Consider the following 21254-nt stretch of genomic DNA (forward strand, 5'->3'; position numbering starts at 1 on the left):
TGGGACATCGCGCGCGCGGCCGATGTGCCAGCATGGGACCAACGCACGACGCGCGGGGACGGAAGGGCACGGCGTGACCGACGAACAGAACTGGCAGGCACCCGGCTCGCAGGGGGCGGCGCCCGGTGGCGCGTACGGGCAGCAGCCGCAGTACGGGCAGCAGCCCGGGTGGCAGCGGCCGTATCCCGCCGGGCCGCAGCCCGCGTGGACCCCTCCGCCGAAGCCCGGCCTCATCCCCCTTCGCCCGCTGACCGTCGGGACCCTGCTCGCGGCGCCGTTCCAGGCGCTCCGCCGCAACCCGCGGATCACGGTCGGTGCGGCGCTCCTGCTGCAGGGCATCCCCTCGATCGTGGTCAGCGTGCTGATCGCCCGCGGGATCGCCCTCCTGGTCGGCCGCGTGATCTCCGGCGACGCGAGCGATCAACCTGCCCTGCGCGCCGGGCTCATCGGCGGTGCCATCGTGCTCGGCGTCGTGTCTCTGGTGATCTCCACTGTCTTCAGCGCTCTCCTGCAGGGCGTGATCGTGGGCGAGGTCGCGCGCGAGACCGTGGGCGACAAGCTCACCTTCGGCGCTCTCTGGAGGCTGGTCAAGGGCCGGATCGGTGCGCTCATCGGCTGGACGCTGCTCTTCGCACTCGCCTGGATCGTCGTCCTCGCCCTCGTCGCCGCCGTGGTCGTCGCGCTGGCGATGCTCGGCGGGCCGGCCGGGACCATCGGCGCTGTCTCCGTCGGCATCATCGGCGGGCTGGGTCTCATCCCGCTCGCCGTCTGGATCAACACCAAGCTGTCCATGGTGCCCAGCGCGATCGTGCTGGAGAGGCTGCCGCTCATGGCAGCCGTCGCCCGGTCGTGGCGGCTGACGCGCGGCTACTTCTGGCGCACGTTCGGCATCATCGCGCTCGTCGCCGTCATCGTGTACGCGATCACGCAGACGATCAGCATCCCCTTCGGCCTGCTGGGCGGGATGCTCGGGGGCGTCTTCGCCCCGACCTCCGCCACCTCGACGTCGACCGAGACGATGTCGCAGCTGCTGGTGACGCAGCTCAGCGTCAATGTCCTCGCCAGCATCGTCACGGCCATCGTCGGCGCGATCGCAAGCGTCATCCAGACGGCCGCGGTCTCTCTCCTCTACATCGACCTCCGGATGCGCAAAGAGGGGCTCGACCTGGAGCTGGTCCGCTTCGTCGAGGGCCGCCAGGCCGGCCAGGACCTGCCCGACCCGTACCTCCCGGGTGCGCAGCAGCCGCAGCAGCCTCCCGCCGCGGCGGCGGGGTGGCCCGCCGGCTGATCGTGATCCGCATCGACATCCCGGTGGACCCGAGCTCACCGGAGGCTCAGGAGTGGCTGCGCGAGGAGCTCGCGCGCCCGGAGTACCAGTCGGCCAAGCCGACCTGGTTCGATCTCGCGTCGAAAGCGGTGCAGGACTGGCTGGCGTCCCTCTTCCAGGGTCCGGGCGGCGACGCGGGGCCCGTTCTCCTGCTGGTCGTCGTGCTCGTGATCGCCGGCCTGATCGTGACCGCTTTCTTCGTGTTCGGACGGCCGCGTCTGAATCGGCGATCGGCGCTCGACCGGCGGTCCCTGTTCGGGGCGGACGACGCGAGGACGGCCGCCGACCTGCGCGCGTCGGCCGAGCGCTCCGCGCGGGCGGGCGACTGGGTCGCCGCTGTGGAGGAGCAGTTCCGGGCGATCGCGGCGTCGCTCGACGAGCGGACCCTGGTGCGTGTCACGCCGGGCACGACCGCGACCGACTTCTCGCAACGCGCGGCGCGAGTTGCCCCGGACGAGCGGGAGGCCCTCCGGCAGGCGGCCCGGTCCTTCGACGATGTGCGCTACCTGGACCGCCCGGGCACAGAGGCCGCCTTCCAGCAGCTCGTCGCGCTCGATCAGCGGCTGCAGCGCGTGCGTGCCACGGAGCCGGTGGCGACCCCGTGAGCGCGCCGGCACCCGTGCGCGAGCGGCAGCGGCAGCCTGGGACCGTCGCGCCGGCGGATGCGGCACCCGCCATCTCGCTGACCGTGCGCCAGACCGGGCGCCGCGCGGTCCCCTGGATCGTGCTGGCCGTGATCGCCGTGCTGATCGCGTTGTTCGGCATCCTGCTGACCGGGGGCCGGACGGACGCGGGCACGCCCCTCGACGCGGCGAATCCTGCCCCGGCCGGGGCGAAGGCCGTCGCGGAGGTCCTGCGTGACCACGGTGTGGACGTCCACCCGGTCACGACGCTGGCGGCCGCACGGGCGGCGGCCGCGGACGACGCGACCGTCCTCGTCTACGACCCCGATGACAACCTGGACGCCGCCGGCTACCGCGCCCTGGCAGGGGACGGGCGGACCCTGGTCCTCGTCGAGCCGGGCTTCACGACCCTGAAGGCCGTCGCTCCGGACGTGAGTGCTGCCGGAGAGCCGAGCGGGCCGGTACCCGCTGGATGCGGTGTCCCCGCCGCGCGCCGGGCCGAGCGCATCGACCCGCGCAGCACGGCGGACACCGAGCAGCTGACGCTGCCCGGCACCTTCCGGGTGACCGGCGACGGCCTGGCCTGCTTCACCGACGGAGGTGGGCGCGCGTCGCTCGTCCGCACGACCTTCGACGACTCCACGCTCTACCTGCTGGGGTCGGCCGCAGTCCTCACCAACGAGGGCGTCGACCGGCTGGGCAACGCCGCCCTGTCGCTGAACCTCCTCGGCTCGCACCGGACGCTCGTCTGGTATCTGCCGTCGCTCGACGACCGCCCGGTGACCGGTCCGCCGGACATCGCCGCGCTGACGCCGGGATGGGTCACTCCGGTCGTCCTCCTGCTCGTGATCGTCTTCGTGGCCGCCGCGATCTGGCGCGGCCGCCGGTTCGGACCGCTCGTCGTCGAGAACCTGCCGGTCGTGGTGCGGGCCGGCGAGACGCGGGAGGGCCGCGCACGGCTCTACCAGCGCTCCTCCGCCCGGCTCCGCGCCGCCGATGCCCTGCGCGTCGGGACGATCGGACGGCTCGCCGCGATCGCCGGGCTGCCCTCGGCGGCCGACACTCAGGAGGTCGCCGACGCGGTCGCTGCCCTGACCGGGACGGACCGCCTCCGGGTGCGGGATGTGCTGCTCGACCGCATCCCGGCCACCGATCGCGAACTCCTCGCGCTCTCCGACGACCTGGCGGCACTCGAACGTGCTGCGGCGGCCGCAGTCACACCCTCCGCCGCACCACCCGCCCCCGCATCACCCACTGCACCGCCCGACGCGGGCCCGACCGGAAGAATGGATGCATGACCGACGTCACGACGGGAACCGCGTTCCCCGCCCCAACTCCCGGAGCATCGGCCGATGCCCCCAGGCTGCGCGCCTCCCTCGCCGCCGTGCGCGCCGAGGTGGGCAAGGCGGTGGTCGGTCAGGACGGCGCGGTCACCGGCCTGATCATCGCGCTGCTCGCCCGCGGTCACGTGCTGCTGGAGGGCGTGCCCGGCGTGGCCAAGACGCTCCTGGTCCGTTCGCTCAGCCAGGCGCTGGACCTGGACACGAAGCGCGTCCAGTTCACTCCGGACCTCATGCCCGGCGACCTGACCGGCTCGCTCGTCTACGACGCGCAGACCGGCGGTTTCGTCTTCCGCGAAGGTCCCGTGTTCACGAACATCCTTCTCGCCGACGAGATCAACCGCACGCCCCCCAAGACGCAGTCGGCGCTGCTGGAGGCGATGGAGGAACGCCAGGTCAGCGTGGACGGCGTCAGCCGGACCCTGCCGGACCCGTTCCTGGTCGCGGCGACGCAGAACCCGATCGAGTACGAGGGGACGTACGCGCTCCCCGAGGCCCAGCTGGACCGCTTCCTGCTCAAGCTCACCCTCGACATCCCGGAGCGCGAGACGGAGGTGGAGGTCCTGCGGCGCCACGCCGCCGGCTTCAGCCCGCGCGACCTGACGGCAGCGGGCGTGACACCCGTGCTGGGCGCCGCGGAACTGGCGGCGGCCCGCGCCTCGGCCGCCGCGGTCGGAGCGAACCCGGACGTGCTCGCGTACATCGTCGACCTCGCCCGGGCGACCCGCCGCAGCCCCTCGGTCAAGCTGGGTGTCAGCCCGCGCGGAACGACCGCCCTCCTCGCCGCCGCGAAGGCGTGGGCGTGGCTGTCGGGCTACGAATCGATCACCCCCGACCACGTGCAGGCCATGCTGGTCCCGGTGTGGCGGCACCGCATCCAGCTGCGCCCGGAGGCCGAGCTCGAGGGTGTGGGCGCGGACGCGATCCTGCAGTCGATCGTGCAGCAGGTCCAGGTTCCGATCTAGGCGCGCCGACGTGACCGTATCCGGACGTTTCGTCGCCCTGCTCGCGCTCGGCGTCGTCCCTGTCGTGCTCCTGGGGCGCACCGACTCGGTCGCGTACGCCGTCCTGGGCGGCTGGGTGGTGCTGTGCGTGGCGCTGGGCTCGGTCGATCTCGCCCTCGCCGCGTCGCCGCGGTCGGTGGTGCTGGAGCGCACCCTCCCGGCGCGCGTCCGCCTGGGCGCCGAAGCGGCCTCCGAGCTGTACGTCACCAACACCGGGCGGCGCACGCTGCGCGGCACGGTCCGCGACGCCTGGGAGCCCTCCGCGGGAGCGGAGCCGACGCGGACACGGGTCTCCCTCCCGGCCGGCGAGGGCCGCCGGCTGGTCGCCTCCCTGCGTCCCTGGCGTCGCGGCGAGCGCCGCGTCCACACGGTGACCGTCCGGTCTTGGGGCCCGCTGCACCTCTGGGCACGGCAGGCGACGCTGGCGGCTCCCGGACGCATCCGGGTGCTGCCGCCCTTCACGGCGCGCAAGCACCTGCCTTCCCGGCTGGCGCGGCTACGGGAGCTGGAGGGCAGCACCACGGTGCTGCAGCGCGGGCAGGGCACGGAGTTCGACTCGTTGCGCGAGTATGTCCGCGGCGACGACGTGCGTTCCATCGACTGGCGGGCGACGGCGCGGCGGCACGACCCGACGGGGGGACGCGGCGCCCGCGTCATGGTCCGCACGTGGCGTCCCGAGCGCGACCGCCGGGTCGTGATCGTGATCGACTCGGCGCGGACCTCCGCTGCCCGGGTCGCCGACGAGCCGCGCATCGACACCGCGTTCGAGTCGGCGCTGCTGCTCGCCGCCCTCGCCACGCGCGCGGGCGACCGCGTCGACATGATCGCCTTCGACCGCGTTGTCCGCAGCCGGGTGCAGGGGGCGAGCGGTCCCGAGCTCCTCTCCCGGATGGTGGACTCGATGGCCGGGATCGAGCCGGCGCTGATCGAGATGGACTGGTCGGCCGTCCCCGCTCAGGTCGCCTCGGTCACCACGCAACGTTCGCTCGTGGTGCTGCTGGCCTCCATCGAATCGCCCGGCGGCTCGCGTGGACTGCTCTCGGTCCTGCCCCAGCTGACCGCCAAGCACCTCGTGGTCGTGGCCAGCGTCACCGATCCCGACACCCTCGACGCAACGCAGCAGCGCTCGAACCGCGAGTCCGTGTACCGCGCCGCGGCGGCGGAGCGGTCACTGCTCGACCTGAGTCGCGTCACGGCCGCGGTGCGACGGCTGGGCGGCGACGTCGTGACGGGATCCCCCGCCGATCTGCCGCCCGCCCTGGCCGACCGCTACCTGGCGCTCAAGGCGACCGGACGGCTCTGACCCGGCGGGTCCCAGCTCCGACGCGGCGGGTGGGGGTCCGCCGGCGCGCTCGTCAGCCCGCGACGATGCGTCGCGTGCCCGCTTCGTACTCGGTCAGGTCGCCGGTCTCACCCGCGCGCACCGCCCGACGTCCCAGCACCAGCATGTAGGCGAGGAAGGCGGCGAGCGCGATGGCGCCGATCGCCACCTTCGCCCACACCGGCAGACCGGACGGCGTCACGAAGCCCTCGATCAGGCCGGAGACGAAGAGCGAGATCGCGCAGCCCACCGCGACGATGAAGAGCGCGCGGCCATCCTCCGCGAGCGCTTGCCCGCGGGTGCGCGCGCCCGGCGCGATCCACGCCCAGAAGATCCGCAGGCCCGCTGCCGCCGCGACGAACACACTGGTGAGCTCCAGCAGACCGTGGGGCACGATGTACGAGAACAGCACGTCGCCCCGGCCGTAGGCGAACATCACGCCCGCAGCGGTGCCCACGCCGACCGCGTTCTGGATGATGACGTACGGCACGTAGACGCCCGTGATCCCGAAGGCGATGCACTGCGCCGCGATCCAGGCGTTGTTCGTCCACACCTGTCCGGCGAACGAGGAGGCGGGGTTGTTCGAGTAGTAGTCGATGAAGTCGTGCTCGACGTAGTGCCGGAGGTTCGCATCGTCGCCGAGGTTGCGGAGCACGTCCGGGTTGCCGGTGATCCAGAGCGCGTACAGGGTGGCGATGATGCCGGTCGCGAGGGCGACGCCGAGCACGATCCAGCGCAGCCGGTAGAGCGCCGCAGGGAGCTGCAGCACGAAGAAGCGCGGCAGCTGCGAGAACAGGTTCGCCCCGGCGCCCGTGAAGCGCAGGCGGGCGGACGACAGGGCCAGGGACAGCCGGTCGCCGACGGCCGTCGAACCCGCGCTGGTCTGGATGGCCGACAAGTCGGCGGCTCCGGACTGGTAGAGGTCGATCATCCGGTCGGCTTCCGCACCGTCGAGGCGTCGTTTCGCCGCCAGCCGGGAGAGCTCCTCCCAGTCGGCGCTGTGGGCTGCGGTGTAGGCGTCGAGGTCCATCTGCTTAGATGATATCTATGATGCAGGCGGGGGCGGGCGGCGCGTCGCAGGACGATCGCGAGCTGGTGACCGGCGAGGCCGTCGCGCTCGACGTGAAGCCGGCCAGCTACATCCTGCGGGCCGCCGGCACCATCATCGACTGGCTCCTCTCGATCCTCGTCATGCTGGGCAGTCTGCTGCTGCTCTCCGCCACCGGCGGCGGACTCGACGAGGCGCTGTCCCGCGCGCTCGTCGTCCTCATCCTGGTGTTCGGGATGGTGATCCTCCCGACGACGGTCGAACTCGCGTCGCGGGGACGTTCGCTCGGCAAGCTGGCCGTCGGCGCGCGAATCGTGCGCGACGACGGCGGGGCGATCGGGTTCCGGCACTCCTTCATCCGCGCGCTCGTCGGCGTGCTCGAGATCTACATGACGTTCGGCGCTGTCGCCGCGCTCACCGGCCTCCTCAATCCGCGCTCGAAGCGCCTCGGCGACCTGCTGGCGGGCACCTACAGCCAGCTCGTGCGGGTCCCACAGCCGAAGCCGCTGCCGCTGTACCTCGCGCCGCACCTGGCGCAGTGGGCGACCATGGCGGACGTCGCACGACTGCCCGACCGCCTCTCCCGCCGGATCGCGCAGTTCGTCCGTCAGGCGCCGGAGCTGACCCCGGCGGCTCGTCTGGGACTGAGCACCGAGCTCGCGCGCGAGGCGGCTCCCTACGTCTCGCCGGTCCCCCCGGTCGACGCGGAGACCTTCCTGGTGGCCGTCGCGGTACTGCGCCGCGAACGTGACGCCCGGAGCCTGGCGCTCGAACAGCAGAGGCTGCAGCGGCTCGAGCCCGTGCTCGAGGCGCTTCCGCACGCCTTCCCCGATCGATGACAGCAGAAGGACCGCCATGACCGACCGCCGCATCGTCGACCTCAGCCACCGCATCCGCGCCGGACTCATCACCTATCCGGGCCTCCCGGCGCCGACGATCACCCCGCACCTGACCCGCGAGGCGTCGCGCAGCGTCTACTCCCCCGGCACCGAGTTCGCGATGGATGTCATCACGATGATCGGCAACACCGGCACTTACCTCGACAGTCCGTTCCACCGCTACCCGGACGGACCCGACCTCGCCGGACTGGACCTGGCGACGCTGGTCGGCCTGCCGGCCCACGTGCTCCACCTCGACGGCTCGGCCGGCCGCGGCATCACCGCATCCGCCGTTCGCGGGATCGGAGAACCGGGCGCGGCGGTCCTCCTCCACACCGGCTGGGACGCGCACTTCGGCACGCCCGCCTACGCGACGAACGCGCCGTACCTCACCGAGGAGGGGGCGCGCGTCCTCGTGGATGCGGGCGTCGCGCTCGTCGGCATCGACTCCCTCAACATCGACGACACCGAGTCGGGCGGCACCCGCCCGGCCCACAGCATCCTGCTCGCCGCCGGCATCCACGTGGTCGAGCACCTCACACACCTGGAGGAACTGCCGGAACGCGGAGCGCTGTTCACGGCTGCGCCGCCTGCGGTCGAGGGGTTCGGCACGTTCCCGGTGCGCGCCTTCGCGGAGCTGCGGGCGAACGCCTAGAGCCCGGCCACCCAGGCCGGCTCAGTCGTGCAGGATGCGCTGGAACAGCACGTGATCCTGCCAGCGCCCCGCGATCTGCAGGTACTTCGGGGCGACGCCGATCCGCTCGAAACCAGCGCGCGTGAGCACCGACTGCGACGCATGGTTCGCCAGCAGGGTCGCGGCCTGCAGGCGGTGCAGACCGTAGCGGTCGCGAGCGGCCTCCACGACCTCGTTCAGTGCCAGGGAGGCGAGACCCCTGCCGGTGTGCGCGCGGTCGAGCCAGTACCCGACGGTGGCCGACTGGAACGCACCGCGAACGAGACCGCTGAGCGTGATGCCGCCGGCGATCTCGTCACCGTCGGCGAGCACCAGCGGAAGGGTCGCATCCATCTCGCGCAGGGCGAGCAGCTCGCGGGTCTGCGAGAGCTGTCCGGCCTCGGTGAAGAAGTCTTCCGTGCGGGTCGGATCCCACGGCGCCAGGTGGCCGCGGTTGCGCTGGTAGGCGGCGGCGAGCGCCGCGGCGTCCCGCTCCGTCCGCACTCGGAGGATCAGGCCGCCGGGCAGCTCCCGGTCGGCGAATTCGAGGGTCATCAGTAGCGGTAGTGGTCGACCTTGTAGGGGCCGTCGACCGGCACGCCGATGTAGGCGGCCTGCTCATCGGTGAGAGTGGTCAGCTCGACGCCGAGGGCGTCCAGGTGCAGCCGGGCGACCTTCTCGTCGAGGTGCTTGGGGAGCACGTACACGCCGATCGGGTACTTTTCCGGCGACACGAAGAGCTCGAGCTGGGCCAGCACCTGGTTGGTGAAGGAGTTGCTCATGACGAAGCTCGGGTGGCCGGTGGCGTTGCCCAGGTTCATCAGGCGGCCCTCCGACAGGACCAGGATGCTGCGGCCGGTCGGCAGGCGCCACTCGTGCACCTGCGGCTTGATCTCGACCTTCTCCGCTCCCGGGAGCGCCTCCAGCGACGCCATGTCGATCTCGTTGTCGAAGTGGCCGACATTCGCGACGATCGCGAGGTGCTTGAGACCGAGCAGGTGGTCGAGGGTGACCACGTTGAGGTTGCCCGTTCCCGTGACGAGGATGTCGACCTGGTCGATCACGGACTCGAGGCGGGCGACCTGGTAGCCGTCCATCGCGGCCTGCAGGGCGTTGATCGGGTCGACCTCGCTGACGATGACGCGCGCGCCCTGGCCGCGCAGTGCCTCGGCCGCGCCCTTTCCGACGTCGCCGTACCCGGCGACGAAGGCGACCTTGCCGCCCATCAGCACGTCGGTGGCGCGGTTCAGGCCGTCCGGCAGGGAGTGGCGGATGCCGTACTTGTTGTCGAACTTGCTCTTGGTGACCGAGTCGTTGACGTTGATCGCGGGGAACAGCAGCTCCCCCGCCTTCGCCAGCTCGTAGAGACGGTGGACGCCGGTGGTCGTCTCCTCCGTGACGCCGAGGATGTCCGCGGCGATGCGGGTCCAGCGGTCCTTCGAGCCGGCGAGGGACTCGCGGAGCGCGGCGAGGATGACGCGGTACTCGTGGCTGTCGCCGTCCGCGTCGTCCGGGACGGCGCCGGCCTGCTCGAACTCGCGGCCCTTGTGCACCAGGAGGGTGGCGTCGCCGCCGTCGTCGAGGATGAGGTTCGGACCCAGGTAGTCGGCGCCGTCGGCGGCCGCCTCTCCGGACCAGTCGAAGATCTGCTGGGTGCACCACCAGTACTCTTCGAGGGACTCGCCCTTCCAGGCGAACACCGGCTCACCGGCCGGCGCCTCGGGGGTGCCCGTCGGGCCGACCGCGATCGCCGCGGCGGCCTCATCCTGGGTCGAGAAGATGTTGCAGCTGGCCCAGCGGACGCGCGCGCCGAGGGCGACCAGGGTCTCGATGAGGACCGCGGTCTGCACGGTCATGTGCAGCGAGCCGGCGATGCGGGCACCGGCGAGCGGCTTCGCGTCCCCGAACTCGGCGCGGAGCGCCATGAGGCCGGGCATCTCGTTCTCGGCGAGGCGGATCTGGTGGCGTCCCGCTTCGGCGAGGGACAGGTCGGCGACCTTGAAGGGAAGGGCGGTCGAGGTGGGAGCAGACATGGTCCCTATTCTGACACGCGCCCCGGGCCCCACGATTTGCGCCAAATCGCGGTTATGCGCGCGGCAGAACCACGATTTGCGCCAAATCTCGCCGGCGACGGGTCAGGAGGCACGGATGAGGGCGAGGACCTCGTCGCGGATGCGGGCCATCGTCGCCGAGTCGGCGGCCTCCACGTTCAGGCGGAGCAGCGGCTCGGTGTTCGAGGGGCGCACCGAGAACCACCAGAACGGATCGTCCTGGCCGACGCGTCCCGTGACCGTCAGTCCGTCCAGCTCGTCGAAGTCGGCGCGGCTGCCGAACGCCTCGACCACGCGGGTGAAGGCGGCGGGCACGTCGTCCACGGTCGAGTTGATCTCACCGGACATCGCATACGGGGTGTACTCGGCGGCGAGCTCCGAGAGCGGGCGGTCCTGCATCCCGAACTCGGCGAGCAGGTGCATCGCCGCGAGCATCCCGTTGTCGGCGCTCCAGAAGTCGCGGAAGTAGTAGTGGGCGGAGTGTTCGCCGCCGAACACCGCGCCGGAACTCCGCATCGCGTCCTTGATCAACGTGTGGCCGACGCGCGTGCGCAGTGGCACCGCTCCCGCCGCCTCGATCGTCTCGGGGACGATGTTCGAGGTGATCAGGTTGTGGATGACGGTGATCTCGGCCTCCGGATCCTCCGCCCGCGCGCGGGCGATCTCGCGCAGCGCGACGATCGCCGCGACCGCCGATGGCGTGACCGCAGAACCGCGCTCGTCGACGACGAAGCAGCGGTCGGCGTCGCCGTCGAAGGCGAGCCCGAGGTCCGCACCGTGCTCCACGACCGCGTGCTGCAGGTCGACGAGGTTCTTCGGCTCCAGCGGGTTGGCCTCGTGGTTGGGGAACGTCCCGTCCAGCTCGAAGTAGAGCGGGATGATCGTGATCGGCAGCGGAGGCAGCCCCGCTGCCGTCTCCAGCACGGCCGGGACGGTGAGCCCGCCCATCCCGTTGCCCGCGTCGACGACGACGGTGATCGGACGGATGCCGCTCAGGTCGACCAGTGACCGCAGGTAGGCCGCATACCGCTCCAGCACATCCTCCTCGCGGAATCCGCCCGGCTTGGCGACCGCGGGGATGCCATCGTGCAGGTACGCATCGGCACGGTCCCGGACGGCACCGAGCCCGGTGTCCATGCTCAGGCCCTGGGCGCCCGCGCGGGACAGCTTGATCCCGTTGTAGGTCGGCGGGTTGTGGCTCGCCGTGAACATCGCCGCGGGGCTCTGCAGCGACCCGGATGCGAAATAGGACTCGTCGGTCGAGCACAGACCGATCGACACCACGTCCGCGCCTCGCGCCTGCGCTCCGCGGGCGAACGCCGCCGCGAACGCCGGGGAGGAGTCGCGCATGTCGTGACCGACGATGACGTCGGTGCCCGCCGCATCCACCTCGTCGACGAAGGCCGCAGCGATGGCCTCGACGACGTCCTCGGTCAGATCCTTTCCGACCAGACCCCGGATGTCGTAGGTCTTGACGATGGACTGCAGACGAGGGTCCCGGGGCGCATTCATGGCCCTAACCTACCGCGACGCCCCCGTCGCGGACCCCATCACTCGGTGACGCCGACGTGCCGCACGATCTGCCAGCCCTGCGGCGCGGACAGTCGCTCGGCGTGAATGGCGCACAGGTCGTAGGAGTGCGGTTCGTGCGAGAGGCTGAGCGGGCCGATCACCGCCATCGAGTCCGCGTAGACATAGGTCAGCGTCTGGATGGCGTCGCGCGGACACGCGACACGGGAACACGGGCGGCTCAGCATCGGGCTCAGGATACCCGAGCGACGCGGACGTAGGATGGCGACATGCCCCGCAACCGCCGCACCAGCAGCCAGACACCGGCGACGAGCCGCTGGCGGAGCCGCCACGGCCGCGGGGCGCGAGGCCCCGTGACGGGACCGCACCTGCCCATGCTGCAGAACCGGATCGACTTCTTCGACATGACGGTCGCCTCGACCGCCGACTACCTGAAGGGCGTCTGGCCGGAGGAGCTGTCGGACGTCCACTTCGAGGTCGCCGCGACGCCGATCGGCAACTCCGGAGTCGAGGGTGTCGACCGCTGGCGCGTGGATGCCTCCCGGCGGCGGATCGTGCTCTACCGGGTGCCCATCCAGCGACTCACGAAGCTGCACCGCGACGACGAACTGCACCGCCGCATGTACATCGAGGGATGCGTCTTCCGGGCGGTCGCCGAGTTGCTCGGCAAAGACCCGTGGGACCTCGCGCCGGATCGCTACCGGCACTTCTGACCCTAGTTCGGGTACACCGCGATCGGTGCGGCGAGCGCTCCGGGAGGCGACAGCACGAAGCTGCTCGCCCGTCCATCGCCCGCGAAGCTCACGCTGCCGCGCAGCCCGTCGGCGCCGGTGACCCGGTAGGTCCCGGGTGACACCGTGACCAGGGTCCCGCCTTCGGCGGGGACCGTCAGCTTCGCCGGAGTTCCGCTTCCGTTCGCCCTCTCCACGGTCACCGTCCGGTCGGACCCGCCCGCGTTCGCGAAGTGGAAGGTGGCGTCCCCACCGGCTGGGATGGTGGCGAGCAGCTTCTTCTGCAGGGCCTGCGCCGAAGAGAACCAGGTGAAGTCGCGCGCCTCCGTCCCGATCACCGAGGTGCGTGCCGCGGCCACGACCGGGACGCTGGAGTCGACCGTGACGGTGTAGTTGCCGTCCTTGAGGTGGTCGAGCGGGACCTCGGACACGGTGCCTGCCTTGAGCGTCGTGGCGTAGGAGTCGCCCGCGGCCGTGCCGGTCTCGCCGACGGCGCCGATGGTGACCTGCGCGTCCTTGTCGCCGGGTACCAGCAGCCGGACGACCGGGAAGTCGACGCCGACGCTCTCGGCCGACTGCGCATCGGAGATGGCGCCCATCGACGCGATCGTCACGCCCGGGATGACCTGCTGACGTGCAGGTGCGCCCGTCGCGCCTGCGATCTCGGCACCGCGTGGCTGGATTCCCTGCTCGTAGCTCTGCTGCATCGACGCCACGACCTCACCGCCGGTGGTGCGGACACGGACGACCGGTGCGGCGGCAGACGGCGCGAGACCTGCCAGCGGCACGACCTTCTGTGCGCCCGCGGGGACCAGGATCCCGGTCGCCCCTGGCGCACTCACGGCACCGGACTCGCTGAAGATCGTGAGGTCGACGGTCGCGTCGACCTCGCCCGCGTTGGCGAGGAGGACGAGGCTGGTCTGGCCGAGCGAGGTCGCACCGGCGACGAGCCAGGTGTCCGCGCTGGGCTCGGCGCAGGCCGAGGCGGCCTGACCGGCGAGGTCGTCGGTCTTCGCGGTCTGCGACTGCGCCGCCGCGAAGAGCGGAGGGGCGGTCGCGCCCTTCGGCGTGGAGACCGAAACGAGGAGCGGCGCCTGCCGCGACGAACCGTTCCCGGAGTCGGGCTTGAGGGAGCGGGTACGGATATCGGCACCGTCGGCTCCTGATGCGAAGGACGGCGTGCCGATGGAATTCGGCCGGGTCGCCGCTCCGGCGTCGGCGGCGAGCGCGAGGAGCGGGCCGGGACAGACGCGCTGCTGGTCGGCGGGCACCGGCGTGACCGTCTGGGACGGCGCGGCGATGGCGAAGTCGGGCAGCGGGAGCATCGTGGCGCCGGCGATCGCGACGACCGCGACGGCGACGCCGATCACCCCGCCGACCGCGCGCATGCCGATCCGGGCGATTCCCTTGCGGTCAGCCACGGGCGCCTCCCTCGGTACGGACGCGGGGTCGGATGATGGTCTCCTCCAGGCCCGCCTCGAGCGTCGTCGGGGCGGGCGGCGTGGTCACGCGCTCCGTCTCGCGCTCGACGCGGTGGTCGGTTTCGGGGTCGGCGCCGGGCTCGGCGATCGGCTCGGACGTGGTCTCCGGTGCCGAGCCCGGCCCGGAAACGGGCTCCGGCTCCGGCTTCGGCTCCGGCTCCGGCTCCGGCTCCGGGATATCGTCCTCTTCGGCCGACTCGACGACCGCCTCGTCCTCCGGTTCGGCCTCGTACTCGTCGAGGCTCTCGGCGGCGACACCGGCGGGCGGTTCCGGCTTTTCGGGCTCGTCGTCGTCGGGTTCGACCGCCCGTTCGTCGTCGGTCCGGCGGGGGCGGCGCGCCGCGAGCTCCGACACGCGATCGGCGGACCGCGTCGTCGGGATGGCGAGAAGCAGGGTCGCACCGATCACCAGGCCCTGGACGACCAGCACGATGACGCGCCACAGGCCGCCTGCTCCGACGGGGATCTGCGCGGCGGGCGGAACCACCGTCGTTCCGCGGTCGAAGGCCCAGAGCCGGCCCGTGCCGGTCGCACCGACGGGCGCCAGCAGCGGATTCGCATCCATCGCCACCTCCGCGCGCGATCGCGTGGCGTCCTCAACAGTCGTGTCGGTCGACCCGAGGGCCTCGGCGGGCGGCGTCAGGAGCACGAAGTCGATGCCCAGCCGCTTGAGCTGCGGAGCGGCGTCGTAGCCGCTGCGCGACGACAGGTTGCCTGCCAGCACGGCAAGAGCGCGCTGACCCGGGGTGAGCGCCCGCCGGGTGTCGGACAGGGTCGACTGCCCGTCGAGCGTCTCGCCGCTGCCACGGACGATATCGGCACTGATGCCTCCTCCGGGCTGCGGCACGATCCGCAGGGTGCCGGTGCGCGGTTGCGTCGCCGCTTTCGCCGTGACGACGGCGGGAAGAGTGCGTCCGTCGCTCTCGGCGACCTGGGCCGTCCCGTTCAGGCTCGCGATTCCCAGCGGCACGACAGCGACGGCGAGCGCGACGACCGCGACCCAGGCCGGGTACACGGCCGCTCGGCCCAGTGCGGAGAGCGCGAGCACTGCCGCCCCGACCAGTCCGAGCCAGTAGAGGCTGACGGCGCTGCCCGGCCAGATCGGCACGACGGTTCCGCCGGTGACCGCGAGCTGGAGATGCAGGGCGGCGACCGCCGTCACGAAGCCGGCGAGCGCGACGAGGAGGGCGACGATGGCGCGCACCGTGCCGCGGAGGAACAGTGCGAGGATCGCGAGCACGCCGAGGGGTGCGAGCAGGATGGGCACGAAGATGGTGGCCGAGTTCGTCGGCAGCGCAGCCGCCAGGGCGTGCCAGCCGCCGAGGGTCCCGTCCGGGAAGCCGAGCGCGAGCTGCCAGGCGGGCGTCTGGCGTGCATCGAGCGGGACACCCGGGTCGGCGAAGAGCGAGACCCAGGCTCCTCGCGAGAGCTGCTGCCAGGCGAGAGGCGCGAACAGCACGACGGCGGGGAGCGGGATGAAGACGATCCGGGCGGCACGACGTCCGGCGAAGGCGATCGCCGCGATCCAGGCGATGGCCAGCGCGGGGATCAGGATGGGCGCGCACGCGACCGTGGCCGCGGCCAGGAGGGCGGTGGTGGCGCTGGCGGCCCAGGACCGTCGCGCGGCCAGCCCCGCGAAGAACAGCCACGGCAGCAGGATGTGCGCAAGCACCGCTGCGGGACGGCCCCCCTGCAGCGCCACCAGCAACGTCGGAGCGAGCGCGTACGCGAGGGCGCCCACCGCACGGAGCAGGCCGCGGTTGGTCAGCCGCGCCGCGGCGAGCCAGGCGCCGAGGGCAGCAAGAGGCAGGGCGAGCACCCACAGCACCACGAGCGAGAGCGAGGGCTGCCAGAAGGTGATGCTCCCGAGCACCGCGAGCACGGCCGAGAACGGGTCGGCGGCGCCGGTGAAGCCGAGGTTCACATCCCGCCACCCGTAGCCGAGGTTCGCCCACAGCTGCCCGACGGATGAGTCGAGCGGGAGTAGACCGCCACCGCTGAGAGCACCCGAGCCGATCAGCGGGAAGAACAGCGCGACGCCGATGAGGAGAGCGGCCAGGACCGCCCATCCGCCGCCCGTGCCGAAGAAGTCGATATCCTGCCGCTCGCCCTGCTGCTGGACCAGAGCCGCCTCGCGCTTCAGCGCCCGGGCGCGGCGCACTTCGGGGAACGGGATGCGCAGCGGCGCGACGGCCGCCCACCCGACCTCGCGGGCGGAGGCGAGCCGCCGCCGGGCGCGGCCGACGGCGACGCCCGAGAAGGCGACCCGGAAGGCGGCGCCGAGCTCGCCTCCGATCGAGCCCGGCTCCTTGCGAAGCAGACGGACGAGCCCGCGGAGGATGCCGAGCGGGACCAGGGTGAGCCAGTGCAGCGGAACGGCCCAGCCTGGCGCGTACACCATGCGGCGGTGGAGCTGCGCACGGCGGCGCTCGCTCGACAAGCGCCGGCGGACGGCCCATTTGGGCGAGAGGTTCGGCCCGGCCAGGCCATCGCCCGCCAGCGCGACCCGCGCCTGGGCGACCAGGGTCACGCGGAAGCCCGCCAGGCGTGCGCGCGTGCAGAAATCGAGGCCGTCATCCGCCGTCGGGAGCGCGGGGTCGAAGCCGTCCAGCCGCTCCCACAGGGACTGCCGGACGAGCATCCCGGCGCTCGAGACGGCGAGAACATCGCTTAGGCCGTCATGCTGCGCCTGGTCGAGCTCGTTCTCGACGAGCGGCACGGAGGCGCCGAACGGCGTCATCGCTTCGCCGAACTCGCGGATGAAGGCGGGGTCGTCCCAGTCGACGAGCTTCGGTCCGACCACAGCGACCGAAGGGGAGACCTCGAGCGCGGCCAGCAGCGCTTCGAGCGCCTGCGGTTCGGGAGCGGTGTCCTGGGCGAGGAGCCACAGCAACTGCTCGGATCCGGACGTCGGCGGCAGCACACGGACTGCGGCGGCCACGGCCGCACCGAACGGCAGCTTCTCGGGAAGGGCGATCAGCTGCGTGGGCTGCGACTCGGACAGCAGACGGGCGGCGTCATCGGTGGACGCGGCATCGACAGCGATCACGGCGTCCGGTCGACGGGTCTGCTCCGCGAGGGCGTCGAGAGTGCGCTGCAGGTGTGGCCCGCCGCGCTGGGCGACGACGATGGCGGTGACTCTCGGATACATCGGGAGCCAGCCTAGGTTGGGGTTGCGCCGATTTCGTCTTTGACGTGGGCGCGGCGCGGATCAGCCGGGAGGTGGCGGTGACGCTCAGCCGGCGCGCTTGCGCAGCTTGCGGCGCTCGCGCTCGGACAGCCCGCCCCAGATCCCGAACCGCTCGTCGTTCGCGAGCGCGTATTCGAGGCACTGGGCGCGCACCTCGCATGTGGTGCAGATGCGCTTGGCGTCGCGCGTCGAGCCGCCCTTCTCGGGGAAGAACGCTTCGGGGTCGGTCTGCGCGCACAGCGCGTCGGACTGCCAGGACAGCGGGTTGTCGTCGTCGACCTCTGCTGACCGGACTCCGGGGACTCCGAGGTTGACCGGGTCGATGAACCAGTCGTCGGGCACCCCCGCACGATACTCGGGCACTGGCATATCGGTCTCCCCACCCATGAACTGCTGAAACACGAGATTCCCGTGTGTCACTAATTACACCGTTGTCATTCGCTTACGTCAAGTCGCGAATCGTAAAGCCTGCACCGCTGGTCGAGAGTTCGCGACGCGCCGAGGATCGACAACAATCGCGACACGCCCGGTCGAAACGGCCCGGCTGGCAACGATGTCAGGAGGCCGCCTGGCGTGCTTCCCAGGCGCTGCGCACCATCTGGTCCAGGGTGTGCCGCATCTTCCAGTCGAGATCGCGTGCTGCGAGCTCTCCCGAGGCCACGATCCTCGCCGGATCGCCCGCGCGTCGAGGCCCCACTTCTGGGGTGAAATCGATACCGGTCACTTTCGCCACCGCGGACATGATCTCGCCGACCGAGACGCCCTCACCGCTGCCCAGGTTGTACACGGGCTCGATCGGCTCGTGCGCATCCAACCGCTTGGCGGCCGCGACGTGCGAGACCGCCAGATCGGCGACGTGGATGTAGTCGCGCACGCAGGTGCCGTCCGGCGTCGGGTAGTCGTTCCCGTTGATGCGCGGCGTCCGGCCCTCGGCCAGGGCGTCGAAGACGAGCGGGAAGAGGTTGTGCGGGCTCGTGTCACGCAGGCTCACGTCTCCCGAGCCGACGACGTTGAAGTAGCGCAGCGACGTGTGGCGGAGCCCGGCGGCGACACCCTGGTCGCGCAGCAGCCACTCCCCGATCAGCTTGGACTCGCCGTACGGCGACTCCGGGCTCTTTGGGGTCGACTCGGTGACGATGTCGACGTCCGGCGTGCCGTAGACGGCCGCCGAGGACGAGAACACGATCGCGTCGACGCCCGCATCCTGCATCGCCGCGAGCAGCACGGCGGTCGCCGTCACGTTCTGCTCGTAGGTGTGGAGGGGGCGCTGGACGGAGACTCCCGCGTACTTGAACCCGGCGACGTGCACGACCCCGCTGATGGTGTTCTCGGCGAAGATCGTCGAGAGCAGCTCGCCATCGAGGATGGTCCCGCGGTAGAAGGGGACGCCCGCCGGCACGAACTCCTCGTGCCCGCTGGACAGGTCGTCCACGACGACGACGTCGATCCCCTGCTCGCGGAACGCCCGCACGACGTGCGCTCCGATGTAGCCTGCCCCTCCGGTCACCAACCACGCCACGGGCGCACCTCCTGCTCGATGGAGCTTCCCACCCTACCGGCCGGGAACGGAGGCGTGCCGCGGAGGACCAACGCTCAGACGAAGGCCGCCTGGCCGGTGATCGCGCGGCCGACGATGAGCGTGTTCATCTCGCGCGTGCCCTCGTACGAGTAGAGCGCCTCGGCGTCGGCGAAGAAGCGAGCCACGTCGTAGTCGAGCACGATCCCGTTGCCGCCGAGCGCCTCACGGCACCAGGCGACCGTCTCGCGCATCCGCGCCGTGGCGAACGCCTTGGCGAGCGCCGAGTGCTCGTCGCGCTGCTCGCCGGCGTCGAGCATCTCCGAGACGCGCGTGCACAGACCGATCGAGGCGGTGATGTTGCCGATCGACTTCACCAGGAGGTCCTGGATCAGCTGGTGCCCCGCGATCGGCTTGCCGAACTGCACCCGCTCCTTCGTGTACCGCACGGCCGCCTCGTAGGCGCCGACCGCGACGCCGACGGCCGCCCAGGCCACCTCGGCGCGGGTCAGCCGCAGCACCCGGGCGGTGTCCTTGAAGCTGTTCGCGTTCTGCAGGCGGAGCGACTCCGGGACCACGACGTTCTCGAGCGTGATGTCGGCGTTCTGCACGATGCGGAGCGACTGCTTGCCCTCGATCTTGGTCGTCGTGAACCCGGGGGTCGAGTTCGGGACGATGAAGCCCTTCACCTGGCCGTCCTCCGCGCTCTTCGCCCAGATGACGGTGATGTCGCTGAACGTGGCGTTCCCGATCCAGCGCTTGGCGCCGTTCAGGACCCAGTTGTCGCCGTCCCGCGTCGCCACGGTCTTCAGCCCCTGCGCCGAGTCCGACCCCGACGTCGGCTCGGTGAGCCCGAAGGCGCCGAGCACCTCGCCGCTCGCGAGCTTCGGGAGCCACTCCGCGCGCTGCTCCTCGGAGCCGCACACGCCGATCGCGCCCAGCGCCAGGCCGTTCTGGACACCGACGTACGTGCTGACCGACGCGTCGATGCGCGCGAGCTCCAGCGCGACCCACCCGCGGAACACCGCGGAGTTCTCGAAGGCGGCGGTCTCGGCGAAGCCCAGTCCGATCACCTTGTTGCGGTGGAGCACGTCGATGATCTGGTGCGGGAACTCCGCCTTCTCCCAGTACTCGTTGACGATCGGCTTGACCTCCGACTCCAGCTCCGCGCGCAGCGTCGCGATGAAGTCCTTCTCGCGGTCGGTCAGCAGGTTCTCGAAGCCGTAGAAGTCGCCGGCGATGGTCTCGAAGGGCATGTGTGCTCCAGTGCGTCCACAGGGATGGTCAGGCGGTGGTCAGCCTACGGATGGATGCCGGACGAGACAAAGCGATTGGTAGTTTGGTCCAAGCGACAAAAGGGATGAGGACGCATGTTTGTGCGCATCGGCAACACTCCGCGCGACTACGCATGGGGGTCAACGACGGCGATCGCCGGCCTGCTCGGGACCGAGCCGAGCGGCGGGCCGGAGGCGGAGCTGTGGCTCGGCGCCCATCCGGGCTCGCCCGCTCGCGTGCTCGACCCCGCCCTGGCGGACGGCGCCGCCGATCTCGCCGCCTGGGAGCGGACGCACGACCTGCCCTACCTGCTGAAGGTGCTCGCGGCCGACGGCCCGCTCTCGCTGCAGGCGCATCCCTCGCCCGAGCAGGCCCGGGCCGGGTTCGACCGCGAGAACGCGGCGGGACTCGCGGCGGACTCGCCGGACCGCAACTACAAGGACCCGTTCCACAAGCCCGAGCTGATCTTCGCGCTCAGCGACCCGTTCGAGGCGCTGTGCGGCTTCCGCGACCCGGCCGAGAGCCGCGCGGCCCTGGAACGGCTCGCGGCCGCCTCCAACGGTGGGGCGGTGCTGTCCGGTTTCGCGCGCACCCTCGACGGCGAACCGGGCGCGGTCCTCCGCCGCGCGACCGAGTGGCTGCTCGGCGCCGACACCGACGTCGACCTGCTGGTCGCCGAGGTGGTCGCGGCGGCGCGTGCGCTGCCCGACGACCGCGATGCGGAGACGGTGCGGATGCTCGACGACGCCTTCCCGGGCGATCCCGGCATCGTCCTCGCTCTGCTGCTGAACCGCGCGACTCTGCGCCCCGGCGAGGTCCTCTACCTGCCGGCGGGCAACATCCACGCCTACCTCCGCGGCCTCGGCATCGAACTGATGGCGGCCTCCGACAACGTGCTCCGCGGCGGTCTGACCCGCAAGCGGATCGACGTGCCCGAGCTGGTGTCCGTGCTCGACTTCTCGCCCATCCGGGCCACTCCCCTCGCCCCGGAGCACCCGGCACCGGGAGTCGAGGTGTTCCGCCCCGACGTCCCCGACTTCCAGCTCTCGCGCGTCGAGATCGGGGAGACGGACTCGGCCCGGCTTCCCCTGCCCGGGACGGCCATCGCTCTCTGCACCGAGGGAACGGTGCAGCTCATCGGCGCTGGCGGGTCGCTCACTCTGGCACGCGGAGAGGCCGCCGTGGTGACCGCGGACGAGGGCGAGCTCTCGATCACGTCCGGGCCGGGCATCCTCTTCGTCGCCACTCCGAACCGGTGAGCTATTC

At 71.7% G+C, this 21254-nt stretch carries 19 protein-coding genes; 9 read left to right on the forward strand and 10 right to left on the reverse strand.

Annotated features, from left to right (window positions below; genetic code table 11):
- Positions 1-73 precede the first annotated feature (73 nt).
- Genes P3F85_RS11725 through P3F85_RS11745 form a run of 5 tightly spaced genes read left to right on the forward strand, consistent with a single transcriptional unit; the run spans position 74 to position 5597 of the window.
- Complete coding sequence (locus P3F85_RS11725; RefSeq protein WP_374007699.1) at positions 74-1288, forward strand: hypothetical protein; 1215 nt, start codon at positions 74-76, stop codon at positions 1286-1288.
- Positions 1273-1932 carry a DUF4129 domain-containing protein gene (locus P3F85_RS11730; protein ID WP_374007700.1) on the forward strand — a complete coding sequence of 220 codons (660 nt, stop codon included), beginning with the start codon at positions 1273-1275 and terminating at the stop codon, positions 1930-1932. Before P3F85_RS11725 ends, P3F85_RS11730 begins: the two co-directional genes overlap by 16 nt.
- Positions 1929-3248 (forward strand): DUF4350 domain-containing protein, encoded by a 1320-nt coding sequence (locus tag P3F85_RS11735; RefSeq protein WP_374007702.1) that lies wholly within the window; start codon positions 1929-1931, stop codon positions 3246-3248. Before P3F85_RS11730 ends, P3F85_RS11735 begins: the two co-directional genes overlap by 4 nt.
- A complete protein-coding gene (locus P3F85_RS11740; protein ID WP_374007703.1) occupies positions 3245-4255 on the forward strand; it encodes an AAA family ATPase in 1011 nt (336 codons plus the stop codon). The genes P3F85_RS11735 and P3F85_RS11740 overlap by 4 nt, the downstream gene beginning before the upstream one ends.
- 10 nt (positions 4256-4265) lie before the next feature.
- Complete coding sequence (locus P3F85_RS11745) at positions 4266-5597, forward strand: DUF58 domain-containing protein (RefSeq protein WP_374007705.1); 1332 nt, start codon at positions 4266-4268, stop codon at positions 5595-5597.
- A gap of 52 nt (positions 5598-5649) precedes the next feature.
- Here P3F85_RS11745 and P3F85_RS11750 read toward each other — a convergent pair whose 3' ends face one another.
- Positions 5650-6645: a stage II sporulation protein M gene (locus P3F85_RS11750; protein WP_374007706.1), complete on the reverse strand. Its 996-nt coding sequence runs from the start codon at positions 6643-6645 to the stop codon at positions 5650-5652.
- Positions 6646-6662: 17 nt separating this feature from the next.
- On the opposite strand from P3F85_RS11750, the gene P3F85_RS11755 reads away from it, so the two are divergent.
- Both P3F85_RS11755 and P3F85_RS11760 read left to right on the forward strand, forming a co-directional pair.
- Positions 6663-7502 (forward strand): RDD family protein, encoded by an 840-nt coding sequence (locus P3F85_RS11755; RefSeq protein ID WP_374007708.1) that lies wholly within the window; start codon positions 6663-6665, stop codon positions 7500-7502.
- Positions 7503-7518: 16 nt separating this feature from the next.
- Positions 7519-8196 carry a cyclase family protein gene (locus P3F85_RS11760; protein WP_374007709.1) on the forward strand — a complete coding sequence of 226 codons (678 nt, stop codon included), beginning with the start codon at positions 7519-7521 and terminating at the stop codon, positions 8194-8196.
- A gap of 21 nt (positions 8197-8217) precedes the next feature.
- Here the strand turns inward: P3F85_RS11760 and P3F85_RS11765 are convergent, their stop codons facing one another.
- From P3F85_RS11765 to P3F85_RS11780, 4 genes are all read right to left on the reverse strand, one after another.
- On the reverse strand, positions 8218-8769 hold the full coding sequence (locus P3F85_RS11765; protein ID WP_374007710.1) for a GNAT family N-acetyltransferase: 552 nt from the start codon (positions 8767-8769) through the stop codon (positions 8218-8220).
- Positions 8769-10247, reverse strand: coding sequence for an adenosylhomocysteinase (gene ahcY, locus P3F85_RS11770; protein WP_374007712.1), 1479 nt, complete (start codon positions 10245-10247; stop codon positions 8769-8771). Before ahcY ends, P3F85_RS11765 begins: the two co-directional genes overlap by 1 nt.
- Positions 10248-10349: 102 nt before the next feature.
- Positions 10350-11777: a phosphomannomutase/phosphoglucomutase gene (locus P3F85_RS11775; protein ID WP_374007714.1), complete on the reverse strand. Its 1428-nt coding sequence runs from the start codon at positions 11775-11777 to the stop codon at positions 10350-10352.
- 38 nt (positions 11778-11815) lie between these two features.
- Positions 11816-12022 (reverse strand): DUF3499 family protein, encoded by a 207-nt coding sequence (locus P3F85_RS11780; RefSeq protein ID WP_374007716.1) that lies wholly within the window; start codon positions 12020-12022, stop codon positions 11816-11818.
- 42 nt (positions 12023-12064) lie between these two features.
- Here P3F85_RS11780 and P3F85_RS11785 point away from each other — a divergent pair, with 42 nt between their 5' ends.
- Entirely contained in the window at positions 12065-12508 is a 444-nt protein-coding gene (locus P3F85_RS11785; RefSeq protein ID WP_374007717.1) for a metallopeptidase family protein, read from the forward strand.
- A gap of 2 nt (positions 12509-12510) precedes the next feature.
- On the opposite strand, the gene P3F85_RS11790 is transcribed toward P3F85_RS11785, so the two are convergent.
- The 5 genes from P3F85_RS11790 to P3F85_RS11810 form a co-directional block, all read right to left on the reverse strand.
- Positions 12511-13947, reverse strand: coding sequence for a DUF5719 family protein (locus P3F85_RS11790; RefSeq protein WP_374007718.1), 1437 nt, complete (start codon positions 13945-13947; stop codon positions 12511-12513).
- The gene (locus tag P3F85_RS11795) at positions 13940-17158 is read right to left on the reverse strand and encodes a glycosyltransferase (protein ID WP_374007720.1); all 3219 of its coding nucleotides are present in this window, start codon (positions 17156-17158) and stop codon (positions 13940-13942) included. The genes P3F85_RS11790 and P3F85_RS11795 overlap by 8 nt, the downstream gene beginning before the upstream one ends.
- An 84-nt stretch (positions 17159-17242) precedes the next feature.
- Complete coding sequence (locus P3F85_RS11800; protein WP_374007723.1) at positions 17243-17566, reverse strand: WhiB family transcriptional regulator; 324 nt, start codon at positions 17564-17566, stop codon at positions 17243-17245.
- Between the two features lie 187 nt (positions 17567-17753).
- Positions 17754-18716, reverse strand: coding sequence for a UDP-glucose 4-epimerase GalE (galE, locus tag P3F85_RS11805; protein WP_374007725.1), 963 nt, complete (start codon positions 18714-18716; stop codon positions 17754-17756).
- A 74-nt stretch (positions 18717-18790) separates the two neighbouring features.
- The gene (locus tag P3F85_RS11810) at positions 18791-19969 is read right to left on the reverse strand and encodes an acyl-CoA dehydrogenase family protein (protein WP_374007727.1); all 1179 of its coding nucleotides are present in this window, start codon (positions 19967-19969) and stop codon (positions 18791-18793) included.
- 114 nt (positions 19970-20083) lie between these two features.
- On the opposite strand from P3F85_RS11810, the gene manA reads away from it, so the two are divergent.
- Positions 20084-21247 carry a mannose-6-phosphate isomerase, class I gene (manA, locus tag P3F85_RS11815; RefSeq protein WP_374007729.1) on the forward strand — a complete coding sequence of 388 codons (1164 nt, stop codon included), beginning with the start codon at positions 20084-20086 and terminating at the stop codon, positions 21245-21247.
- Positions 21248-21254: the final 7 nt, after the last annotated feature.

The sequence above is a fragment of the Leifsonia sp. T36S-04 genome (assembly GCF_042465655.1).
Taxonomy (GTDB): domain Bacteria; phylum Actinomycetota; class Actinomycetes; order Actinomycetales; family Microbacteriaceae; genus Leifsonia.

Excerpts from the sequence above, each read along its gene's own strand:
- P3F85_RS11740 (WP_374007703.1), top strand. The coding sequence starts at position 3,245 with ATGACCGACGTCACGACGGGAACCGCGTTCCCCGCCCCAACTCCCGGA.
- P3F85_RS11750 (WP_374007706.1), bottom strand. The coding sequence starts at position 6,645 with ATGGACCTCGACGCCTACACCGCAGCCCACAGCGCCGACTGGGAGGAG.
- P3F85_RS11755 (WP_374007708.1), top strand. The coding sequence starts at position 6,663 with ATGATGCAGGCGGGGGCGGGCGGCGCGTCGCAGGACGATCGCGAGCTG.
- P3F85_RS11760 (WP_374007709.1), top strand. The coding sequence starts at position 7,519 with ATGACCGACCGCCGCATCGTCGACCTCAGCCACCGCATCCGCGCCGGA.
- P3F85_RS11765 (WP_374007710.1), bottom strand. The coding sequence starts at position 8,769 with ATGACCCTCGAATTCGCCGACCGGGAGCTGCCCGGCGGCCTGATCCTC.
- ahcY (WP_374007712.1), bottom strand. The coding sequence starts at position 10,247 with ATGTCTGCTCCCACCTCGACCGCCCTTCCCTTCAAGGTCGCCGACCTG.
- P3F85_RS11775 (WP_374007714.1), bottom strand. The coding sequence starts at position 11,777 with ATGAATGCGCCCCGGGACCCTCGTCTGCAGTCCATCGTCAAGACCTAC.
- P3F85_RS11780 (WP_374007716.1), bottom strand. The coding sequence starts at position 12,022 with ATGCTGAGCCGCCCGTGTTCCCGTGTCGCGTGTCCGCGCGACGCCATC.
- P3F85_RS11785 (WP_374007717.1), top strand. The coding sequence starts at position 12,065 with ATGCCCCGCAACCGCCGCACCAGCAGCCAGACACCGGCGACGAGCCGC.
- P3F85_RS11795 (WP_374007720.1), bottom strand. The coding sequence starts at position 17,158 with ATGTATCCGAGAGTCACCGCCATCGTCGTCGCCCAGCGCGGCGGGCCA.
- P3F85_RS11800 (WP_374007723.1), bottom strand. The coding sequence starts at position 17,566 with ATGCCAGTGCCCGAGTATCGTGCGGGGGTGCCCGACGACTGGTTCATC.
- P3F85_RS11810 (WP_374007727.1), bottom strand. The coding sequence starts at position 19,969 with ATGCCCTTCGAGACCATCGCCGGCGACTTCTACGGCTTCGAGAACCTG.
- manA (WP_374007729.1), top strand. The coding sequence starts at position 20,084 with ATGTTTGTGCGCATCGGCAACACTCCGCGCGACTACGCATGGGGGTCA.